At 63.4% G+C, this 17,574-nt stretch carries 17 protein-coding genes and 1 pseudogene; 6 read left to right on the top strand and 12 right to left on the bottom strand.

Translation table 11 applies throughout. The annotated features are described in order from the left end of the window. Positions 1-48: 48 nt before the first annotated feature. Complete coding sequence (locus tag ON44_RS23740) at positions 49-1,233, bottom strand: cytochrome P450 (protein WP_051182374.1); 1,185 nt, start codon at positions 1,231-1,233, stop codon at positions 49-51. 198 nt (positions 1,234-1,431) lie between these two features. On the opposite strand from ON44_RS23740, the gene ON44_RS23745 reads away from it, so the two are divergent. Together ON44_RS23745 and ON44_RS23750 are read left to right on the top strand one after the other, a co-directional pair. Next, on the top strand, positions 1,432-2,547 hold the full coding sequence (locus tag ON44_RS23745) for a helix-turn-helix domain-containing protein (protein ID WP_040693787.1): 1,116 nt from the start codon (positions 1,432-1,434) through the stop codon (positions 2,545-2,547). A gap of 15 nt (positions 2,548-2,562) precedes the next feature. Continuing rightward, a complete protein-coding gene (locus tag ON44_RS23750; protein WP_040693789.1) occupies positions 2,563-3,138 on the top strand; it encodes an HD domain-containing protein in 576 nt (191 codons plus the stop codon). A 210-nt stretch (positions 3,139-3,348) separates the two neighbouring features. Here ON44_RS23750 and ON44_RS50420 read toward each other — a convergent pair whose 3' ends face one another. From ON44_RS50420 to ON44_RS47020, 4 genes are all read right to left on the bottom strand, one after another. Then, entirely contained in the window at positions 3,349-3,513 is a 165-nt protein-coding gene (locus ON44_RS50420) for a hypothetical protein (RefSeq protein ID WP_157187276.1), read from the bottom strand. A gap of 44 nt (positions 3,514-3,557) precedes the next feature. Next, on the bottom strand, positions 3,558-4,169 hold the full coding sequence (locus ON44_RS23760) for a hypothetical protein (protein WP_040693794.1): 612 nt from the start codon (positions 4,167-4,169) through the stop codon (positions 3,558-3,560). A 96-nt stretch (positions 4,170-4,265) separates the two neighbouring features. Further along, the gene (locus ON44_RS23765) at positions 4,266-4,679 is read right to left on the bottom strand and encodes a hypothetical protein (RefSeq protein WP_040693796.1); all 414 of its coding nucleotides are present in this window, start codon (positions 4,677-4,679) and stop codon (positions 4,266-4,268) included. A 361-nt stretch (positions 4,680-5,040) separates the two neighbouring features. Continuing rightward, entirely contained in the window at positions 5,041-5,232 is a 192-nt protein-coding gene (locus tag ON44_RS47020; protein ID WP_051182375.1) for a hypothetical protein, read from the bottom strand. Between the two features lie 1,082 nt (positions 5,233-6,314). Here ON44_RS47020 and ON44_RS23780 point away from each other — a divergent pair. Next, entirely contained in the window at positions 6,315-6,824 is a 510-nt protein-coding gene (locus ON44_RS23780) for a class F sortase (RefSeq protein ID WP_245567302.1), read from the top strand. Positions 6,825-6,992: 168 nt separating this feature from the next. On the opposite strand, the gene ON44_RS52760 is transcribed toward ON44_RS23780, so the two are convergent. The 3 genes and pseudogenes from ON44_RS52760 to ON44_RS52765 all read right to left on the bottom strand — a co-directional run bounded on the left by ON44_RS52760 (position 6,993) and on the right by ON44_RS52765 (position 9,797). Beyond that, complete coding sequence (locus ON44_RS52760) at positions 6,993-8,051, bottom strand: hypothetical protein (RefSeq protein ID WP_245567303.1); 1,059 nt, start codon at positions 8,049-8,051, stop codon at positions 6,993-6,995. Between the two features lie 36 nt (positions 8,052-8,087). Next, a pseudogene (locus ON44_RS54065) lies at positions 8,088-8,630 on the bottom strand (cutinase family protein); the annotation flags it as partial. Between the two features lie 801 nt (positions 8,631-9,431). After that, positions 9,432-9,797, bottom strand: coding sequence for a hypothetical protein (locus ON44_RS52765; protein WP_245567304.1), 366 nt, complete (start codon positions 9,795-9,797; stop codon positions 9,432-9,434). Positions 9,798-9,822: 25 nt separating this feature from the next. Between ON44_RS52765 and ON44_RS48525 the strand changes: the two genes are divergently transcribed. Further along, entirely contained in the window at positions 9,823-10,767 is a 945-nt protein-coding gene (locus ON44_RS48525) for an ice-binding family protein (RefSeq protein WP_245567305.1), read from the top strand. A 567-nt stretch (positions 10,768-11,334) separates the two neighbouring features. Here the strand turns inward: ON44_RS48525 and ON44_RS23800 are convergent. The 3 genes from ON44_RS23800 to ON44_RS23810 are packed head-to-tail and all read right to left on the bottom strand — an operon-like array spanning position 11,335 to position 14,383. Further along, on the bottom strand, positions 11,335-12,198 hold the full coding sequence (locus ON44_RS23800) for an alpha/beta fold hydrolase (protein ID WP_040693802.1): 864 nt from the start codon (positions 12,196-12,198) through the stop codon (positions 11,335-11,337). A gap of 60 nt (positions 12,199-12,258) precedes the next feature. Further along, on the bottom strand, positions 12,259-13,092 hold the full coding sequence (locus ON44_RS23805; RefSeq protein ID WP_040693883.1) for an alpha/beta fold hydrolase: 834 nt from the start codon (positions 13,090-13,092) through the stop codon (positions 12,259-12,261). Positions 13,093-13,135: 43 nt separating this feature from the next. After that, positions 13,136-14,383 (bottom strand): NADH:flavin oxidoreductase/NADH oxidase family protein, encoded by a 1,248-nt coding sequence (locus ON44_RS23810; protein WP_040693804.1) that lies wholly within the window; start codon positions 14,381-14,383, stop codon positions 13,136-13,138. Between the two features lie 101 nt (positions 14,384-14,484). Here ON44_RS23810 and ON44_RS23815 point away from each other — a divergent pair, with 101 nt between their 5' ends. Further along, a complete protein-coding gene (locus ON44_RS23815) occupies positions 14,485-15,069 on the top strand; it encodes a TetR/AcrR family transcriptional regulator (protein ID WP_040693884.1) in 585 nt (194 codons plus the stop codon). Between the two features lie 41 nt (positions 15,070-15,110). Here the strand turns inward: ON44_RS23815 and ON44_RS23820 are convergent, their stop codons facing one another. Further along, positions 15,111-16,103: an NADP-dependent oxidoreductase gene (locus tag ON44_RS23820; protein ID WP_040693807.1), complete on the bottom strand. Its 993-nt coding sequence runs from the start codon at positions 16,101-16,103 to the stop codon at positions 15,111-15,113. Positions 16,104-16,792: 689 nt separating this feature from the next. Between ON44_RS23820 and ON44_RS23825 the strand changes: the two genes are divergently transcribed. Next, positions 16,793-17,092, top strand: a complete 300-nt coding sequence (locus tag ON44_RS23825) for a hypothetical protein (protein ID WP_040693809.1) — start codon at positions 16,793-16,795, stop codon at positions 17,090-17,092. Positions 17,093-17,574 lie beyond the last annotated feature (482 nt).

The following is a 17,574-nucleotide window of genomic DNA, read 5'->3' on the forward strand; positions in this document are numbered from 1 at the left end:
CGATCGGCAAACACACTCCGGTACCCGCACAGCGGTCGCGGTCGATGATCAGTCTCGCGTCCATGCCACGTCCAATCGTTCGAGGGAACGCACCACGCGGCCGTGCCGCCAGATCCCGCCGTCGGCGGGGTCCGCCAGGCGCAGCCCCGGCAGCCGGGTGGTGAGGATCTCCAGGGCGGCGCGGGCTTCCAGACGGGCCAGGCCCGCGCCGACGCAGTAATGGGTGCCGTGTCCGAACGCCAGATGCGCGATCTTCGCGCCGCGATCGAGCACGAGGTCGTCCGGATGCTTGAACACCTTCGGGTCGCGCCCGGCGGCGTGCATCGCCGGAATCACCGCGTCCCCTGCCCGCACCAGCACCGGCCCCAGCTGCACATCCGCAGTCGCGACCCGAGTGAAGCCGCCACCCACCCCGACCGGCACGAAACGCAGCAACTCCTCCACTGCCGCTGAGATCGCGTCCGGATGTTCGACGAGCTGCTGATAGTGGCGCGGCTCGCGCAGCAACGCGAACAGCGCGCTCGACAAGAACACTGTGGGTGATCCCCGGCCGCCAATCAAGCAGGCGATGATCAGGTTCAGCACTTCATCATCGCTGCGCGCGGACTGTCCGAGCATGCTGAACAACCCGTTCGGGCTCTCGACACCGATCGCCCGTGCCAGCGCCTCGCACGTACCCCGCGCAGCCGCCAAGGTTTCGGCGGTGGCGTCTCGCGCGGTGAGCGCATCACCAAGCGCGAACACCTCATCACGGAAATGTTCTGGTACACCGAACATTTCGCACACCACCGCCGCCGCGAACGGCTCGGCAAAGCCGGAGACGATATCGGCCGGTTCCCCGGCTACCTCCAGCTCATCGACCAGGTCGGCCGCCAGCGCGGTAACGGCCGGAGCCATCGCCGCGACCTGGCGTGGCGCGAACATGCCCGCGATCCTGGTGCGCAGTTCGGTGTGCCGGGGTGGATCCGTTGCCAAGATCGCCGACGGCGGAAGCACTTCGGTCGAAAGGCGCGCTATCTGCGGCTGGTTCGCCTGTTCCCGCGAGAACAGCGGATCGGCCAGCACCTGCCGCACCAGGGCATGGTCAGTCACCAGCCACCCTTGCGCACCGCTGGGTAGCTCCACCGCGATGATCGGCCCGCAGTCGCGGTAGTCCGGTTCCAGATCCAGCGTGTGGGTCTCCCCGAACGGGTACCGCAGCGGACACTGGGTTGCCGGTTGATCGTGGTTCATCAGGACACACTCCTTCGTTTGACGCCACGAGTGAGAACCCAGCCGCGTCAACGGAATTCGTCGAGATGTGGACTGGTGACGATTCGATCGAATATCGAATTGATCGCTGTCCCAAAGGTATTCTGACCAGGCCGGAAGCTGAACTGACCGGGAGTACGAGTAGCTCCGGCATCGCCGCACGCACGCAGAGGACAGCCCATGGGCACGCCCCGCGAAACACCGACCCCGAGTCAGGGTTCGCGTTTCGGTGCCGTCTCCGGGTTCCTGCTGAAGCTGCTGCGCGAGGCCACCCACCTCACCCAAGCCGACTTCGCCGCGCTCCTCGGCGTCGACGTCACCACTGTCTATGGGTGGGAAAGCGGACGCCGTCCCCTCGCCAGTCTGCGTGCCGGGGATCTGACCCGCGTCCGGATGCTGCTCACACGCCACGGCGCACCTTCCCAGGCCATCGCATTGCTCACCGATGCCCTCGAAGCCGACATCATCATCGGCGACACCGTTGCAATCGATCCCGACACGACCAGCGCCGAAGATCACCCACTCGCGGTCAGCATCCACCAACGCACCCTGGCCAACCTGATCACCTGGCCCATCAACGGCCGCCCGCCCCCGCAATTGACCGATCTCACCGGCCAACGCGGGCGCGGGCCCAGACCGTCGAACCCCGTCATCTCCGCCGCCGACCGCCAACGGTTCTTCGACCACCTGCTCCTGATCGCAGACCGCTGCCAGTGGCCCGACGACGCACTGCTGCGCCGCCAGGCCATCTATCTGCTCGGATTCGACGACCGCGGCGACTCCGCCGGCTGGCTGGCAAGCGAACTCACGCGCGCTCTGCACTCAGTCTCGTACACCGACGTGCCCGGCTGGCTGCGCGTACGGTCCTCGGCAATCGCACTGGCTGCCACCGGTGATCGAGACCCGTTGCGCGCCTATCTGACTCGCCTGCAAGACGACCAGCCCCAGCAGTTGGCGAATCTGACCTATTACGCCTATTGGGTCGGCGAACTCGGTCCCGTCGCGTTCACCGACGACGCCGCAATGATCCGCGCCGACCCATGCGCATGGTCGGGCGAGCGGCTGCTGCGGCACCTGCTCGACCGGCTCCAACCCGGCACCGAACAAGCCGACCTCTACGCACACACCCTCGCTGACCTGCTCGCCAGCCATCCACACCTGCTCGCCGCCAACCCCGCCCTGCGCGACGCAACCCGCACCGCCCTAGACAGGATGAGCAGCGACACCGATCTGATGCCCCAAGCTCGCCAGGATCTGGCTAACGTGGCCTACGCAGTACGACTGTCCAGCCGATGACGCGGAGGAACAACCATGGACGCACACCAGCTGGGCCCCGACGCCGCAGCCGAAATCGCCGCCTTCGCATTCGAGCTGGGCACCCTCAAACGTGAATCACGCAAGGGCTGGCTCGACGCGCATGTACCCAACCCGGAATCGGTCGCTGATCACACCTGCCGCACCGCCCAACTCGCGGCGCTGATCGCCGCCCTCGAAGGCGGAGACCCGGCCAAGGCCGCGCACATGGCGATCTGGCACGACTCCCAGGAGACCCGCACTCGCGACCTCAATAAAGCGGCCAAACCGTTCCTGCCCTCGGTCGACCACGAGGCGGTGACTGCCGCACAGGTCGTCGGCATGCCTGAACCGTTGCGAAAACTGTTGCAGGACACCGTCGCCGAATTCGAGGCCCAAGCCACTGTCGAGGCGGTCTGCGCCCGCGACGCCGACCGCCTCGAATGCCTGTTCCAGGCCATCGAGTACCGCGCCGCTGGCAACACCCTCATGCAGGAATGGATCGACGACTCCCACGCGAAACTGAAGACGACCAGCGCGATACGCATTGCCGACGCCGCCCTCACCACCTCGCCCCTGAAATGGCGCGAATGACCCACAGCGGCCGATGTCATCGAGCGCGGCGTGTGCGGCGACGACCCGGATCGAGCGTCAGCAGGTGGTGTATCGGGGAAGATGCCGCTTCTCGTTCATCATCGCCGAGCAGGCGCTTCGCACCACAGCAGAAAACGATCGTGCACCAGTGGCTCTGGACGATTCGCAGGCCGGGGAAGCGCCGACCAAGTGAGGGTCGGCGCTTCCTGTTCATACCGCCGTGTGCCAGTCGCGTTCACGACCATCCAAGATCGCGACCAGGGCGGCTACCGCGACCAACGCGGTGAGCACGGCCAGGGGAACCAGCAGCGCGACCGTAAGTGCTGACAACCCATGCGAAGCGGCCAACAGGACCATTGTGTGCTGAAAAAACATGACAGTCTCTCCTTTGAGAGGCGAGACTGCGTGTGCGCGTTCGGTTATGCGCGCACGACGAGTCCCGCAAGTTGACAGGGGGAGGTCAACCTGCGGAAGTCCGGGCCGCGCGGGACGCGCCGACGCGCGGTGACGAGCCGCCCCGGCGAATCCGGTACGCGCTGATGCCTGTAGTGCAGTAGCGCCCGCCAGTGTTCGAGGGCATTGATGACCGCATCGACCGACCGGCACCGATAGTCGGTGGGCAGTGCTTCTTCGAGGCCGCGGATCCAGGATGGCTTGGCCGGATTGACATGGTCTGGAAGCCACCAGTTCGCTGCATGCAGACGGCGCTGGAAGACGTCGTCGAACACTTCGCGCAAGTGGTCGTAGAACCCGCTCCCCGCAATGACGGACACCGAGGACGTTCGGGCCCCCGCGAAAACCGCCTCAAGGCCAAAGCCCGCGCCCACGTGGCTCAGGATGTTCATCTGAGTGGTCGGTGAAGCGAGGTCATCGAATCGCAAGGCCGGGCCGATTTGGCTCAGGATGCTCGGTGCCGCGTCGCGGATGGTGCGCATCACGTCTTCCCATGCTTCGCGCGCGGCGGGTGACTCGCGCAGCTTATCGAGGAACGCGCGGGTCACCGCGGGATCCAGGGACAGCTCCGTCGTCATGAATCAGAGCGTAGGTGACACACAACAGTGTGCGTGAATTCCGTAGCCGGACACCAGGAAACCCCTGGTCGGCGGGTACGAACGCACGTGGGCGTGCTACCGCTCGAAGCGATCGAGGAACTCCTGCGCCAAGACCTTCCATCCCTCTGCCGGGACATCGCCGCTGATCATCCTGACCGCGTACTCCAGATCGGCCGAATCTTCGTAATCCCAGTCCGACTGACGGGCGCAGATGGTTAACTCACGATCGTTCTCCCAGAACAGGACCCAGACCTGCTTCTGCTCATCCGCATGGGTCATCACCCATATTCCGTCCAAGCCCTTCGCCAGGTCGGTGCTTACCCGAGGGAAGCGGTCGCGGTACGTCCACACGCGCCAGGCGCCTTCGAACGCGAGGTCTACGCCGATCTTGTCGTACGCCACCGTGTTTCTCCCGCAGAGGAGGAGTCCCAGCGCCATCCCCTCGGATACGGCGTTGCGCTGCCGAGCGGGCGTCAGGTGCGCGCTCATCCGCCCACCGTCTCGATACGTCGGCAGCCGGGGGGCGACGCCTTGCTGAGGTGCCTCACATGAGCCATCACTGCCTTTTCGATGCTAAGGACGAAACGCCAAGAATATCCAAGAGGAAGGCCACCGGATCTGCAACCAGATCTACAGCGCACATGGCGATCTCAGCAGCGCAGCGCTGCCCAACACCCGTGCCGACGACTTCTACGCGATGGAAGTCGTTGCCGGAGCCAATATCAAGTACCTGTGCCCGCCAGCAGCCGAGTTCGCCTCGGGCCTCGCCGAGATGGCCCCATAGGCGTCACTTTTCTAGCGAGCAGGTTGTTATTGCATCCTCGCGTGGGACTGTGGATTTACGGGCCGGTTATTGTCCGGCGGTTTCGATGATGTCGGCCAGTTCCGCGCGGGCTTGGGAGATCTGCGGGCTGGTCATCGGTATGAATCCGGCCGCGTCGACGATCTTGGCGTTGTTGTTGATGTAGAACTCGGCGAACTTTTCCACCTGCGGCTTCTTCAGCGCTGTGTCGGTGAGGTAGATGAACAGCGGACGGGCCAAGGGCTTGTAGCTGCCGTCTTGAGCGGTCGGTACCGATGGTGCGATACAGCCCTTGCCGCTGTTGATCTCGACCGCGCGCAGCCGGTGTTCGCCTCGAAGTAGGAGTAGCCGAAATAGCCAAGAGCGCCTTTCGCACTGGCCACGCCCGCGACGGTGACGTTGTCGTCCTCGCTGGGCTGGTAGTCGGTGCGGCTGGCGCCCCTTGTCCTCGCTGCCACCACAGTCTCGACGGGCGGATCACTCAACGTCACCACCAGAACTTCCTGATCTCTCCTCGACTCGCCCCTCCAAAACCGACCGGTCACCTGGTTTAATACGAGTCCGACGACGGAGTGGCCGCGCCACTTTCGCCCGATTACCCACCCATGGCTGCTACGGCAGCCCAATAGATACATCACATTTAGTTCCGGGACGACCACCCAAACCCAAAGTTTAATTAGGATCTATAGCCTTGAAGCGTAATATCGAGTAACACGTGCCGAGCGCCATAGGCACTTCGCTCGTTGCCGAGGCAATAGAACTGATCCGCTCGCATTCACAAACGCATGTGAGGCTTGTAGATAAATTCTATCTGTCGAGGAGTCCCCATGAGGTCGTCATTTCGTGCTGTATCGGTCATTCCAGGGTTGCCCGGCGGTCCCAGCCCACCGATTCCGGAACTACCACCGCATTGCCTCAGCGGTTCAGGTGGACCCGGTGGTGAAGGTGGTCAGGGCGGCCCCGATACGCCCGAGACAGCATCGCCTGTGATGCCAGGCCCCGGAGTTCCGCCAAAGGGTGCTCCAGGTAGCGGCGAAGGTGGCACCGCCGATGGTCCGCCCCCAGTTGATGACCTTGGGTGTGCTGGCGGTACCCGGACTCGGCCTCCATTTCGAGCGGACCACTCGCCGACGTCGGGGACCCAGCGCAGCCCGGCCGGAACCGGAATGACTGAAGCACGAGCGCGCAGTCCAGGATGCAGTTCGCCGGTGTCGTCGAGGCACCTGCGGATAGCTGCGAGCATTCTGCTACTTCTCGCGGCACTGACTCCGGTCGCTCGATTGTGCACAGGCGGGAACCTGGTCCCGGCTACCCATGCCGCTGTGACCGCGTTCGGTACCGTGGCCCCGGCCGGGCTCCCGGAATCGCTGCCTGTGGAACTACACATCCCAGCTATCGCCGTGGATGGACCGCTCTCCGAGCTCGGCCTCAATCCTGATCGCACCGTAGAACTTCCGACGGACTTTCAGGTAGCGGGCTGGTACCGATACGGCCCCCCACCGGGAGACATGGGCTCCGCGGTCATCCTGGGACACGTAGACTCCTACACCGGGCCCGCGGTCTTCTACCGACTACCGTCACTGCACCCCGGGGACGAGGTCCACGTGACAAGAGCGGACCGATCGGTTGCTCACTTCCTCGTCCAGACAGTAGCCACCTATCTGAAGTCAGAGTTCCCAAGCCATGAGGTCTACGACTCGCGCGGATACAGCGCGCTGCAACTGGTGACGTGTGGCGGCGAATTCGACCACACCATAAGAAGCTATCAGTCCAACGTGGTGGTCTACACCGCGCTCGTGGGCATCACCCCACCGCCCGCTGGCCCACCATGAGAGACCCGGCCCCAGCAACAACCTTGGTCGATGAGGGCATCTTGACCGCGAATACTGCGCGCCAGGCTGTCGCGGGGGCGGGAGACGGTGCTGATCTTCCTGTGGTGGGTCCACCCTGCGCCACGGCCAACCCACCACCACCGCAAAATGGTGATTTGTCGAAATCCCCTACAGGAGCTCGCGCACCGACACCGCGATAACCGACATGGCTCCGACTGCTGCGGCTATCGGCGGCGCGCTCCAATACCAGCTGGCGTTGTTCGAGGGTGAGTTCGCGGACCCTGCAAGAAAGTTGGATCCGACACCGGCGTCATCACCAGCGGTGAGCCGATGTCGAAGCAGTCGCCACGAAACCAGGAACATCAGGAGCATCCACAGGCAATCCCGCGTAGCGGTGTCGGTTTGGTCAGCGGTAACGGATGCTGGCATGTCTTTTAGCGGTGCGCGATGTAGGAGCCCGGGTTTGGCCGTAGCTGGTTCGGCGGCCTGGCTCGCTGGTGGAGATGCATCGCCTGGCGCTACGGCCTGATGTGGATCTATTGGCCGACTGGCAGCACTCGGTGCGGCGGTAGCCTTAGCCTTGATGGTGGAGCCTGTCCTGGTGGCGAGACTGCGTGCCAGCGCTGAAAACCAGTCCGCGACGAATTGGGTGGGCGTCTGGCCGGTTTCGGTGACGGATTCCCATACATAGGCGCCGTGGCGTGCGACAACATCCTGATATCTCGCCCACATTGCGGGTTCGAGCAGCGCGGCGTTGTCCGCGACGGCAAAGGCGACCGCGTCGAACGCTTGTGTCACCAGGTTCCCAGCGGATTCGATCGGCTCCGATGGGAATCGCGGGCCAGTAATCTTTTCCGCAAGGAGGGCAATGCCGTCCAACGGTTGATTCTCGCCGACGCTGAGAATTTCGGCGACTTCGCTCGGATCGAGTGTCACGCCTACTACGGCGAGCAAAATATTGAGCGTGACTGTAGCCACTTTGAGCAACGCCGCCTGCGCGTCGGGACCATAGACCGGCACCCGCGGATCCGAGGCTTCGGCAAGGCGCTGACTGAGCGTCCTTTCGGACGTCAGCGTCAGTGTTTCGACCGTGTTGCCGTCCACGTCATGGCTTACCACGGCGGCGGCGGTCTTCACGGTTGTCGCGACAACGGCTTGAGTGATCGAGGACAGTACGGTGAATGGGTCGAGTGGGGATAGCAGTGCCTGGCCGATGATGTTCGTCAACGCGTGCAGTATCGGTGTGCCGGTGGGTGCGTCGCAGGCGAGGTCTTCTGCAACGCATAGCGAGGCCACTCGTCCGGTGAGTGCGCCGAAGTCTGCGGCAATGTCTTGTTGCGGTCCGATGCCACCGCCCGTTGGCATCGTCTGTGCAACTGGGGGCAGCCCTGCTAATGCTGTTCGGTCGGTGCCGGGTGCGGGGGCGGGTGTGCGCTGTCCCGGCGCGCCGGGGAACACCGGTGCCCCCGGGTCACGGGTGGGGTCGGCGAAGAGTGCGGCTCCAGCTATCTTGTCCGGTGCCACCACACCGTATCCGAGCCCTACCTCCCGCAGGAACAACGAAACAACGTGCGCCCCTTGTGAATACCCCAGCAAAGCCAGGCTGGTGTTCTCGCATTTATTGCTGATCGCGCGGGCCATGCTGCGCAGCTCGTCGAGTCCGGCGAAGACGGATTGTGCGTACGGCGGCGTGGCAGCGCCGGGCACGATCCCGCCGAACGCAGCGGGATAGGGCACGTATGCGCGATCGATCGCTCCGGGCTTCGAAATACTGGCCAGCAATGGCGCGAAAACGCCCGACAGCATGCCGGTGTCGACGGTGGGCGAGGCGCTGAGAGAGGACTGCCCTGTGCCCTGAACACCGAGGGTGTACAGGGCCGGGCAGTCGCTCGGATCGAATTCCGGAGCAGCGGCAGAGGGTTGGTCGACGACGGCGCCGGTCGCTGCGATGACGGCACACACGCCGGTTACGGCGAGTGCTCGAGCTATCTTCCTCGACACAACGATCCGACCTCTCACGGACTCGAGCTTCTACTTGGACTTGCCGAACTTCACGTTCATCCCGCTGCGGTTGCCGTAACCCCTAGAGCAGGCCGCCGGTCAGAAAATGGAGTGTGTCTCCCACGACGGCGAGAAGTCCTGTGACGAGGTTGATTACGGGCTGGAGGATCATTCGAACAGCCTCTCGATCGGTTGATCACCTATGTAGCGGGCGTAGTGAATTGTTTGCGGCCCGACCCCCGACCGACTGTTTTGAGATGTCGGGGGCCAGACCGCAACCAAACATTCGTGTCAGAGCAGCGAGTGGACCAGAACGCTGACGACACCGGTGAGAAGGTTGCCAATGATCGGCAGCAGACCGCTGATGAGACCGCCCATGTTTGTTTGACCTCTTCCTGTTTGGTGATCGGTGGTGCCCCCAAGGACGGGCCTCGAGGGCGCTTGCGTGGTCGCCCGCCAGAAGAGGGATCGCGCACTGTATTTGCGAACCGCTGATACTTCCGTGGCGAGACTCGACCGTGACACCGATTCAGTAGCAAGCAAACTGACGCGAGCATCGCCCACGCCCCGCTGCATCGGCATCGGCATCGAAAGGTACTTCGTAAGTCACTCGACCCTGGATGGGTTAATTTCTGGCTTCGACTTATCGACGTGGTCGGGGCGGTTTGGAAGCTTGTAGAACAGCGGTGGGCAAATCGCAACGGACGCACCCATCCACGCATCCCAGTTGCATCGAAGACAGACAGTGACATTCACACGTGTGCCGTTCAACGGCGAAGGGAAACCAGTGACATTGCCGTCCAACTCGCCCCGGGCGCGTCCGGTCGGACGATTGATCATCGCTGCGGTGACGGTTGTGACCGCCACAGTCCTGTTGATATTCAATGGGATAGCGTCAGCGGCCCAGCCCCCTGTCGGGTTGGGGACTGCCACGTCCTTCGCGGTATTGGCGGGCCAGACGGTCACCAACACGGGGCCTACGATAATCTCCGGTGATGTGGGGGTCAGCCCGGGGAGTGCGATTACCGGGTTTCCTCCGGGACTTATTACCCCCGGAACGGGAGCCTTCCACGCTGCCGACGCGGTGGCGTTGCAAGCGCAAACGGATCTGACTACGGCATATAACGATGCTGCGGGTCGCGGTCCTGCCACCGCTGCTCCCCCTGATCTCGGCGGCCAAACACTGGTCGCGGGGGTGTACAATACGGCGGGCCCCATGGGCCTAACCGGGACAGTCACCCTCGATGGGCAAAATGATCCCAACTCGGTCTGGATCTTCCAAGCGGGATCTACGTTGATCACGGCATCGAACAGCACGGTCGCCCTCATCAACGGGGCCTCACCGTGCAACGTCTTCTGGCAGGTGGGTAGCTCCGCGACACTGGGCACCAACACCACCTTCGTCGGAACCATCATGGCGTTGACCTCGATCTCGGCGCAGACCGGAACCATCGTGGAGGGACGGCTTTTGGCACGCAACGGCCAGGTCAGCCTCGACAACAACAGGATCACCCGACCCAACTGCACTATTCCACCGACGTCCACGACGACAGCGCCGCCGACGACGACAACGACAACAGCACCGCCGACAACGACAACGACAACAGCACCGCCGACAACGCCGGTGACAACCATCCCCATCCCCATCCCCCCCGGCGGCGGAGTTATTCCCGTTCTCCCCGGTGGCGGTGGCGGTGTCGGAGTCCTCCCCATCCCCATCCCCATCCCGATTCCCATCCCCATTCCCATTCCCGGTGGCGGTATTCCCGGTCTTCCCGGTGGACCGGGTGGACCGGGTGGACCGGGCGAGCAGGGTGGACCAGGTGAGCAAGGACCAGGCGAGCAGGGACCAGGCGAGCAAGGACCCGGCGAGCAAGGACCCGGCGGTGGCGGGGACGTTCCCGAAGGGTCTCCGGAGACGGGTGGGGGTGGTACTGCCTAGTCTGGGCAATTCGCCGTCTTCCGGCATTGTGTACCGGTAGACAGCGAAAGGTGCTCTAACGAGTGGCCGGGAGGGGTTTCACCTCCCGGCCACCGTATGTGGCAGTGTCCCGTCACACTGCTCCCATCATCGAGCGTTCACGGTGGCGGGGCTCCCGATTGCCCAGTCGGAGCGGTCGTATCGGCCGAGACCCAGCAGAACAAGAGGCGCCACCCGCCACTACTGCTGGTACCGCTTCGACAACCAGCCGCCCACCCGAAAACCACAGGTCGTCTCCGTTCTCATGTTCGACATGCCCCGCCCCGAGCGCCATAAAGTCGGGGCCGATTGACCAACGCTCGCAGGGCAACGCGATCCCTCAGACGGAATACGTACCCACGATGACCAGGCGTTTTTCAGCTGCCCATGTTTTGCGTGCCCTGCCGAGGGCACAAACCTGCCACCGCGTTTCCACAGCCCAGGGCGGTTTTTGGGCGGCGCAGGTTCGAATCCTCAGGGACACCATTCGCCGTTCATCCGCGATTTCGCGCACACTGAAAATGCTCAGGTCAAACAGCGCACCGGCGCCTAGCTCTCCGCGAGGAATTCCGCGGCAATCGGTGCGAACTGCTCGTGGTATTGGAAGATGCCGCCGTGGCCGGAGTTGGGGTAGATGATCAGTTCCGATCCCGCGATGCGCCGATGCAGGTCTTCGGACAGCACGGAGGGCACCATGCGGTCGTGGTCTCCGTTGGCGATAAGCGTGGGTTGGGTGATCTTCGACAGATCCGATGGCGTTGACCGACCGAAGGCCTTGATCGCCGCGAGTTGGGATCGGAAGGCACTGATCTTGATGTCTTTGTCGCGGTCGATGGTGCGTTCCTCGAGGCGGCGCACGAACTCCTTACCGGCACGCTTACCCACTGCGTCGCGGTTGAAGAACAGGAACTCCTTGGGATCCGAACGGGTCACCGTGGCCCGCAACATGTCCCAGTAGGTGACGCCGGCGACCTTGTCCATATCCTTGCCGCCACGCGGACCGGTCCCGGTCAGGACGAGCTTGCGCACCAGCCCGGGATGCTCGAGCGTCAGATCCTGGGCGATCATGGCGCCCATCGAGAACGCGAACACATCGATCTTGTCGAACCCCAACGCTGTGATGAACGTGTAGGCATCATCGGCGGCCTCCTCGATGGTGGCGGGCACCTTGCCGGTGGACGCTCCCACCCCCTTGTTGTCGAAGGCGATCACGTGACGGTTCTTGGCGATCGGGTCGATGATTCGCGGATCCCAATTATCCAGGGTCGCCGCGAGGTGCACGAAGAACACCACCGGGATACTGCCCTTGGGGCCCAGCTCACGATAGGCGTACGTGGTGCCATCGGCGATCACGGTACGAGTCGGCGCCTCGGCGTAGGACGTGATGATGGAGTCGTCGCTGGTAGTGCTCATGATGTCCTCGTTTCTGCGAAGTCGGTGCGGGGGGAAGATTCGATACCGCCGAGCAGTAGCTCAGTCGGCGAGGAACCGAAGTGCGTCGGGAACGAAGGTCGAGTGATGCTGAAATATCCCGCCGTGTCCGGATCGCGGGTAGATTTTCAGTTCCGCGTTGGGGAGTCGGCGCGCCATGTCCGCCGACAGGCTGCTCGCCACCATGAGGTCGTCGTCGCCGTTGGCGACCAGGACGGGCACCGTGATCTGTGACAGATCGTCGGGTGCGGCCTTGCCGCCGTTGACGATCGCCTCGAGCTGGGCCAGCCCGGCCTGCGTCGAGATCTTCTTGTCGCGGTCGAAGGTTCGCTCCTGGAGTCGGGCGAGGTAGGCGGATGCGGCTTGCTTGCCTTCGGCTGTGCGGGGGAAGAACAGAAACTCTCGTGGGTCCTTGCGCGACAGGAACGCCTTGGTATAGGCGATGGCGACGATCGTGCGCATCTTGCCGATACCGCCGCCACCGCGTGGTCCGGTACCGGCCAAGATCATTCGCCGGACCAGATCCGGCGCTTGAAGCGCAACCAACTGGGCCACGCCACCGCCGAGGGAGAATCCGACCAGGTCCACCTTCTCCAACCCGAGCGCGCGGATGAACGCGATCGCGTCGTCGGCCATCTGTTCGATGGTATTCGGGACGGCAGATCCGGAGGCTCCGACACCACGGTTGTCGAAGGTGATCACGCGGTGGTGTGCCGCGATTCCGTCGATCACCCGGGGATCCCAGTCGTCGAGCACGGCGGTGAGGTGGTGCAGGAACACGACGGGCACGTCGGACTCGACACCGAGTTCTCGGTACGCGAACGGCACTGAGTCGACGTCGATCGTCTTGGTCGGCGTGTCTTTCCAGGTGAGCATGGTGGGCCTTTCCGCGCTGGTATGTGGTTCGGGGTTCATCGCGTCATCGGATTCCGCGTGTTGGGCGCAGCGTCGCCGTCCCGTTGCGTTTGAGCATTGCCAGGGTGGTGACGAGGCGACCGCGGTCCGGGTCGGGATCGAGTCCGGCGCCGAGGCGGTGTAGCTGATCGGTGTTCCAGCTAATGTTGAGCACGCCGTCGAGAGCTTTGACATCGACGAATCTGCTTATCAGGCTGCGCATTCCGGTCCTGAGTTCGTGTGTCGGAAGCACGCCGATCCGACCGGACAGGATGGCATCCGCAGCGTCGGGCATGGTCACCGTCGGGCGAGCCAGCCCCACCACATCGCAGTCTCCCGACTTGACTGCTTGCGCCATAGCCTCCTGGGACCGGAACCCACCGGTGACCGCCAGCGGTACCTGTCCTGCGGCCTTGCGCACGGTGCGTGCGTAGTCGAGGAAGTAGGCTTCGCGGGCACGGGTACTGGCCGCGGCCGATCCCGACATGGCCGGCGACTCGTAGTTCCCGCCGCTGATCTCGATCAAGTCGATGGCCTCGCCGGCCAGGGCACGCACGACCTCGCGTGAGTCGTCCTCGCTGAATCCGCCTCGTTGAAAATCGGCCGAGTTGAGCTTCACGCTCACCGCGAACCCCGGCGAGACACGGGCCCGGATGCGGCGGATCACTTCGAGCAGGAAACGCATCCTGCGCCGACTGTCGCCCCCCCATTCGTCCTCGCGCAGGTTGGTCAACGGCGAGAGGAACTGGGTGACGAGATAGCCGTGCGCACCGTGGATCTGAACGCCGTCGAATCCCGCCACTTCGCAGACCGCTGCTGCGGTCGCGAATCGCTCGATGATGCTCTCTATCTCCGTACCGGTCAGCGCGCGCGGCGTGGGCGAGCCCGGCAGGCTCATGGGCACCGCACTAGGCGCAACCGGAGTATGGCCGATAGCAAGCGGGTTCGACTGCCGCCCAGGATGATTGAGCTGCGCCCAGATCGGCACGCCCGCATCGTGAGTGGACTCGACCCACCGGGACAACGGCGCCAGGTCCCGGTCATCTTCGATCACGACGTTTCCCGGTTCCCCTAGCTGTGCGCGGTCGACCATGACATTGCCGGTGATGAGCAACCCGTAGCTGCCATGACTCCATCGGTCGTAGAGCCGCACCAAACGTTCGTCGGGGGCATGGCGCGCATCGGCCAGCGCCTCACTCATCGCGGCCTTCATGATCCGGTTGGGCAGCACCAGGCCACCGGGCAACTCGATCGGTTCGTGCAGGGCGTTCATTCCAGCCTCCCAACTCGGCCCCCTTGAAATTACGATCATACTATTATGACTGTACTACAATCGTCGAGGACGGGCAGACGAGACAGGTGGAGGTGAGTTCCATGGCCAGATACGGCGTGGAGCACAAGGCCGAGACGCGTCGGCGCATTATCGAGGCGGCCGGTCGGCGACTCAAGCAGCACGGTATCGACGGCTCGGGAATCGCCGCGGTGATGTCAGATGCGGACCTCACCAATGGTGCGTTCTACGCGCACTTCGGTTCCAAGAGCGACCTGGTCGCGAATGTCGTCACCGATCAGCTCGAACGGCAGCGTGCCAGTATCGGCGCGTTACCGGCCGATCGGGACTCGCTGGAGGACTACATCCGTGCCTATCTGTCTACCGAACACCGAGACGACCACACGGGCGGCTGCCCGACCGCGGCGCTGCTGAGTGAAATCGGTCGGTGCGACGCCACAGTCAGGGATGCCTATTCCGAGGGCGCACAGTCGATCGTCCAGGAGATAGCCGCGCACCTACCCCCCGGACGATCGGACACGAACCGACTCCAGACGGCGTTGGGCCTGTTCAGCATCCTGGTCACGTCCCTGCAACTCGCCCGAGCCATCAGCGATCCCGCACTGTCCGACCAGGTACTCGACACCGGAATTCACAATGCCCTTCGCATCCTCGACGACCCCGCCTGACCCCGCCGCAAAGCTCAGACAGTGCCCGGGACCCTCAACACTCAATGCTTGACGACGATCTTCCCTTTGGCGTGCCCCTGCTCAACGTAGGCCATGGCCTCGAGAGTCTGATCGAACGGGAATGTGCGGTCGAGAACCGGTCGCAAGGTTCCGTTGTCATAGAGTGCGGCCAGTTCCGCGAGGCGTGCGCCATCGGCCTTCATAAAGAAGAAGGAGTATCGCACTTTCAGCTTCTTCGCCTTCCAGCGAATCTCGAGGCTCAACAGCGCCATAACAGGGGCAAGGATGGGTCGGCCGAGTTGTCTTGCGAAGGAAGAGTCGGGCGGGCCGACCACGCTGATTGCGAGCCCGCCGCTCCTGAGCACTGTTAAGGACTTCTCCAGGTTGGCACCCCCGAGAGAGTCGAGGACGACGTCATATCCCGCTAGGATCTCAGCGAAATCCTGTTTGGTGTAATCGATCACCTCATCCGCGCCCAAGAGGCGCGCCTTCTCGACATCGCCGGTGCTCACAGTAGTGGCCACATACGCGCCCAGATACTTGGCGACCTGGATAACGGTCGAGCCGAGGCCGCCCGCACCGGCATGGACGAGGACTTTTTGACCCGGCTCGACGTGTGCGAGATCGACTAGCAGCTGCCAGGAGGCCAGAGCAACCAGCGGGACCGCAGCGGCCTCTTCGAACGAAAGCGATCGCGGTTTGAGCGCTACATCTTCTTCGTCGATCGCGATAAATTCGGCGAAGGTGCCGATCCTGAGATCCCTCGGCCGAGAATAGACTTCATCGCCCACCTGAAATCCACGAACGCCCGCGCCGACTTCCGTCGCAACACCGGAGACATCATGCCCCAGAATGAACGGAAGCCTGTACTTCAGCAGCTGCTTGAACTCGCCGTTACGAACCATCTTGTCCAGCGGGTTGATACTGGCGCCGCGAACCTGGACCAGAACATCACGCGGACCTACCGTTGGCTCAGGAACGTTTGCCGCCCGTAGTCCACCCTCACCATAGGACTCGACAAGGAACGCCTTCATGTCAGACTGCCCTCTCTCGAACAATGCGAGTGTGATGGCCGAGGAACAGCTTTGCCACTGTTGATGACGCCACGCTGAGGTGCCGCCCGAAGGTTCGATGAACCACGGCCAAGAAATCAACCAGTAGCTCTTCGACCCGGACGCGACAACGCTTCAGCCTAACCTCTTCCATCTGACCCGACGGGTCTGATCGCCAAGCCGCGCGTGCCGGTGGGCGTCCCGTGCCGCCCGTCGGCAACCGACGCGCAGCACGGGCTGATCAGTCCTACCGCTCAGGCGATAACTCGAATTCGGCTTCAACAATCAGCTGTCCGGCCCAAACCTGCTGGTCACGACCGTTCCCATCTGTAGCGTGCCCCGCCGAGGGCTCCATTGAAACGGTAGCGGCGGGCTACCAACGCACCGTCATCGCGACGCTTAGATTGGATAAGTACCCACAATGACCAGGCGTTTTTCAGTTGCCCATGTTTTGCGTGTCCTGCCGAGGAATCGAACCTGCGACAACGGAATAGCCTCGCTCGCCCGAACTATCGCCGGTGGCGTCGAAATCGAAGGAGAATACGAGCGGCAGCTCAATTCCCCGTGACGCCCGATCTCGGCCGACAGCTTCGGGTTCGAGATCCCGTACGGGCGATTACATGAGAGACTGCCCAGGTCGATCGTTCCCCGCCCACCAACCCGAGGCACGAATGGATCTCAAGGGACCAGCGGTCATCCCCACCGAATACGTCACTCGCCAGTCGACCCGCATCATCGCGAACGGGCACCCCGACCACAGGGCCGCCAGCATCACCAAAGCAGGCGAAGCCTTCCCCTACCCTTACCCAGACGCGGACAACCCGATGCTGGAGTACCTCATCCGCAAGGCGAAGGAACTCGAGGACGACGAGGGGGAGGCACCATACCTTTGGTTGGCGGTCCACGCCTGGTATGAAGGTGCCCTCCAGACGCTGGCCTGCACACATCCGCCGAACCACCCCGCCGACTAGCGACCCAGATCCCGACGGCCCATAGCCGCATCGACCGAAAAGCAGGATCAAAACGTGGGGTAAACGTGGGGCCTGATCCAATAAAACAGGTCAGGCCCGGTCTAAGACCGGGCCTGACCTGGTGTTTTTGTGGAGCTAAGGGGACTCGAACCCCTGACCCCCACTCAGGAGTTCAAGTTGACTCGTGACCTCGGCTGAGTCCGCCTATAGATAGTAATCGGCTTCGATCACCAGTCACCGGCCCGAGGCCGCAGGTCGTCCCCGTTCCCTTGTTCGACGTGCCCCGCCAGGGTCTGCACACCATGCGTGGGAACGACAGACGGAACGCCCCCTATCGCCCTTGGCCAGAAATCTGGTTCGTCGTGCCGGTGCGCCTCGAACTTCGGGTTGGTGAACAGCTCCGAAGCGACGAGTGGCGGCCCGCCCCGTTCAGGCAGCTCATTCAGCAACTATCGACCATGCCCGGGTGCGGCGGCTGGTGA

Source organism: Nocardia vinacea NBRC 16497 (assembly GCF_000308835.1).
GTDB classification, from domain to species: Bacteria; Actinomycetota; Actinomycetes; order Mycobacteriales; family Mycobacteriaceae; genus Nocardia; species Nocardia vinacea.